Origin of the sequence: Phenylobacterium sp., assembly GCF_025351295.1 — a bacterium.
In the GTDB taxonomy this organism is placed as follows: domain Bacteria; phylum Pseudomonadota; class Alphaproteobacteria; order Caulobacterales; family Caulobacteraceae; genus Phenylobacterium.
In genome coordinates, this window is sequence record NZ_JANXWD010000009.1 from 1 (window position 1) to 4,049 (window position 4,049).

Here is a 4,049-nt window from a genome sequence, read left to right on the forward strand (position 1 = left end):
CAAATCGGTGCACGAGCCCGTGCAGACCGGCCTGAAGGCCATCGACACCCTGATCCCGATTGGCCGTGGCCAGCGCGAACTGATCATCGGCGACCGCCAGACCGGCAAGACCGCCGTGGCGATCGACACCATCCTGAACCAGAGAGAGATCAACGCCGGCACCGATGAGAGCGCCAAGCTCTATTGCATCTACGTCGCCATCGGCCAGAAGCGCTCGACCGTCGCCCAGATCGTCAAGACGCTCGAGGAGCGCGGCGCGCTGGACTACACGATCATCGTCTCGGCCACCGCGTCCGAGCCGGCCCCGCTGCAGTTCCTGGCCCCGTTCGCCGGATGCGCCATGGGCGAGTGGTTCCGCGACAACGGCATGCACGCCGTGATCATCTATGACGACCTTTCCAAGCAGGCCGTGGCCTATCGCCAGATGTCGTTGCTGCTGCGCCGCCCGCCGGGCCGCGAAGCCTATCCGGGCGACGTGTTCTACCTGCACAGCCGCCTGCTGGAACGCGCCGCCAAGCTGAACGAGGACAACGGCTCCGGCTCGCTGACCGCGCTCCCGCTGATCGAGACCCAGGCCAACGACGTCTCGGCCTATATCCCGACCAACGTGATCTCGATCACCGACGGCCAGATCTTCCTGGAGACCGACCTGTTCTTCCAGGGCATCCGCCCGGCGGTGAACGTCGGCATCAGCGTCAGCCGCGTGGGCTCCTCGGCGCAGATCAAGGCGATGAAGACCGCGTCCGGCCCGATCAAGGGCGAACTGGCCCAGTACCGGGAAATGGCCGCCTTCGCGAAATTCGGCTCTGACCTGGACGCCGCCACCCAGCGCATGCTGGCGCGCGGCGAGCGCCTGACCGAGCTCCTGAAGCAGCCGCAGTACTCGCCGCTGTCGGTCGAGGAACAGGTGGCGGTGATCTACGCCGGCACCCGCGGCTATCTCGACAAGATCCCCACCGCCCAGGTCGGCCGCTTCGAGCGCGAGCTGCTGGCCAACCTGCACGACAAGCACCAGGGGGTGCTGGACAGGATCCGTATCGAGAAGGACCTGAAGACCATCGAGGACGATCTGAAGTCCGCCCTGGCCGCCTTCGCCAACAGCTTCGCCTAAGACCCACGGACAGGAGCGGGTAGCCGGCGATGGCCAGCGTCAAGGAAATGCGCAATCGGATCTCCAGCGTGAAAGCCACGCAGAAGATCACGAAGGCGATGCAGATGGTGGCGGCGGCGAAGCTGCGCCGCGCGCAGAGCGCCGCCCAGAACTCGCGGCCCTATGCCCAGCGCATGGCCGCGGTGATCGCCAACCTGGCGGCGGGCGTGTCCGGCGACGGCGCGCCGAAGCTGCTGGTCGGCACCGGCTCCGACCAGCGCCACCTGGTGGTGATCGCCACCTCCGACCGCGGCCTGGCGGGCGGCTTCAACACCATCATCGTGCGCGCCGCGCGCCAGCGCATCGATCAGCTTCTGAACGAGGGCAAGGACGTCAAGGTCCTGACCGTCGGCCGCAAGGCCCGCGACCAGCTCCGCCGACTGCATGCGCAACGGGTGGTCGGCGGCTTCGAAGTCGGCGGCAATCCCTCGCTCGCCGTCGCCGAGGAGGTCTCCGCCAAGATCCAGGCGCTGTTCGCGGCCGGCGAGGTCGACGTGGTCACGCTGTTCTTCAGCCAGTTCAAGTCGGTGGTCACCCAGATCCCGACCGCGCGCCAGCTGATCCCCGCCGAGGTCGCCACCGGCGCCGCTCCGATCGACCTGAAGGGCGCATCCTACGAGTACGAGCCGGACGAGGAGACCATCCTCGCCGAACTCCTTCCCCGCAACATCACCACCCAGGTCTTCTCCGCCATGCTGGAGAATCAGGCCGGGTTCTTCGCCGCCCAGATGACGGCGATGGACAACGCCACCCGTAACGCCGGCGACATGATCTCGGCGCTTACCCTGCAGATGAACCGAGCCCGCCAGGCGCAGATCACCAAGGAGCTGATCGAGATCATCTCCGGCGCCGAAGCGATCTAGACCTTGACCTGAAAGAGCCGAACATGTCCGAAGCCGCCACCGCCAAGAAGCCCGCCGCGCGGAAACCTGCCGCTCCGAAGAAGGCCCCGACGGCGCCCATCGCCGCCAAGGGCGTCGCCACCGGCAAGCTGGTGCAGATCATCGGCGCCGTCGTCGACGTGGAGTTCGAGGGCCACCTGCCGGCGATCCTGAGCGCGCTGGAAACCACCAACACCGACCAGAAGACCGGCGCGCCCTTCCGCCTGGTGCTCGAGGTCGCCCAGCACCTGGGCGAGAACACCGTGCGCGCCATCGCCATGGACACCACCGAGGGCCTGACCCGCGGCCAGCCGGTGTTCGACACCGGCCGCTCGATCACCGTGCCGGTAGGCCCGGCCTGCCTGGGCCGGATCATGAACGTCATCGGCGAGCCGATCGACGAAGCGGGCCCGATCAACTCGCCCTTCTCGTCCTCGATCCACCGCGAGGCGCCGTCGTTCGCCGAGCAGACCACCTCGGCTGAGGTGCTGGTCACCGGGATCAAGGTGATCGACCTGCTCTGCCCCTACACCAAGGGCGGCAAGATCGGCCTGTTCGGCGGCGCCGGCGTCGGCAAGACCGTGACCATGCAGGAGCTGATCAACAACATCGCCAAGGCCTATGGCGGCTATTCCGTGCTGGCGGGCGTGGGCGAGCGCACCCGCGAGGGCAACGATCTCTACTACGAGATGATCGAGTCCCACGTGAACATGGACCCGCGCGAGAACAACGGCTCGACCGAAGGCTCCAAGTGCGCCCTGGTCTATGGCCAGATGAACGAGCCTCCCGGCGCCCGCGCCCGCGTCGCCCTGACCGGGCTGGCCCAGGCCGAGTACTTCCGCGACCAGGAGGGCAAGGATGTCCTGCTGTTCATCGACAACATCTTCCGCTTCACTCAGGCCGGCTCGGAAGTGTCGGCCCTGCTGGGCCGCATCCCGTCGGCCGTGGGCTATCAGCCGACCCTGGCCACCGAGATGGGCAACCTGCAAGAGCGCATCACCTCGACCTCCAAGGGCTCGATCACCTCGGTGCAGGCCATCTACGTGCCCGCCGACGACCTGACCGACCCGGCGCCGGCCGCCTCGTTCGCCCACCTGGACGCGACGACGGTGCTGAGCCGCGACATCGCCTCGCAGGGCATCTTCCCGGCCGTGGACCCGCTGGACTCCACCTCGCGGATCATGGACCCGCTGGTGATCGGCGAGGAGCACTACCTGGTCGCCCGTCGCGTCCAGGAGACCCTGCAGGCCTACAAGGCGCTGAAGGACATCATTGCTATCCTGGGCATGGACGAGCTCAGCGAAGAGGACAAGCTGACCGTCGCCCGCGCCCGCAAGATCAGCCGCTTCCTGAGCCAGCCGTTCCACGTGGCCGAGCAGTTCACCAACACGCCCGGCGTGCTGGTCAGCCTGGAAGACACCATCCGCTCGTTCAAGGCGCTGGTGGATGGCGAGTACGACCACCTGCCCGAGCCGGCGTTCTACAACGTCGGCACGATCGAGGACGCGGTCGCCAAGGCCGAGCAGCTGGCGCAGGAAGCCTAGAACGCCATGGCCGACAAGCTGCACTTCTCCCTGGTCTCGCCGGAGCGCGAGCTGTTCGCCGGTGCGGTGGACCAGGTGGATGCGCCGGGCTCCGAGGGCGACTTCGGGGTCCTGGCCGGTCACGCGCCGTTCATGACCGCCCTGAGAGAAGGTCCTGTCCGCGTGCACAACGACGGGGCGGTGACGGTCTACGACGTTCGCGGCGGATTCGCCGACGTGACGCCGGACGGCTTCACAATCCTTGCGGAACACGCTGTCGAAGCTGCATAACGCGGTATATATTATTGCCGTAAATTGGGCGCCGTGGGGCCTTGCCTACGACGCCCTGGTCACGTTTCAATGCCGCGCTGAAGTCAGGGAACTTTTTCGATGCGCCTCGCTCTATCCAGCCTGATCGTCGCCGCCGGACTGGCGAGCGCGGCCCAAGCCCAGGCTCCCGCCGTTCAACCGGCTCCTGCGCCCGCCGCCGCGCCG

4 protein-coding genes are annotated in these 4,049 nt (G+C 67.3%); all 4 read left to right on the forward strand.

Annotation, left to right across the window (positions count from 1 at the left end; genetic code table 11):
• Positions 1–1,111, forward strand: a 1,111-nt coding sequence (gene atpA / locus Q0R13_RS01170; RefSeq protein WP_293898215.1) for a F0F1 ATP synthase subunit alpha, incomplete at its 5' end; no start/stop codon positions are given.
• Positions 1,112–1,140: 29 nt separating this feature from the next.
• Complete coding sequence (locus Q0R13_RS01175) at positions 1,141–2,013, forward strand: F0F1 ATP synthase subunit gamma (RefSeq protein ID WP_293898218.1); 873 nt, start codon at positions 1,141–1,143, stop codon at positions 2,011–2,013.
• 23 nt (positions 2,014–2,036) lie between these two features.
• Positions 2,037–3,575 carry a F0F1 ATP synthase subunit beta gene (gene atpD, locus Q0R13_RS01180; protein ID WP_293898221.1) on the forward strand — a complete coding sequence of 513 codons (1,539 nt, stop codon included), beginning with the start codon at positions 2,037–2,039 and terminating at the stop codon, positions 3,573–3,575.
• A 6-nt stretch (positions 3,576–3,581) separates the two neighbouring features.
• Complete coding sequence (locus Q0R13_RS01185; RefSeq protein WP_293898224.1) at positions 3,582–3,845, forward strand: ATP synthase F1 subunit epsilon; 264 nt, start codon at positions 3,582–3,584, stop codon at positions 3,843–3,845.
• Positions 3,846–4,049 lie beyond the last annotated feature (204 nt).

What these genes read in the sequence shown, in the direction of transcription:
- Q0R13_RS01175 (WP_293898218.1), top strand. Translation starts at nt 1,141, where the DNA reads ATGGCCAGCGTCAAGGAAATGCGCAATCGGATCTCCAGCGTGAAAGCC.
- atpD (WP_293898221.1), top strand. Translation starts at nt 2,037, where the DNA reads ATGTCCGAAGCCGCCACCGCCAAGAAGCCCGCCGCGCGGAAACCTGCC.
- Q0R13_RS01185 (WP_293898224.1), top strand. Translation starts at nt 3,582, where the DNA reads ATGGCCGACAAGCTGCACTTCTCCCTGGTCTCGCCGGAGCGCGAGCTG.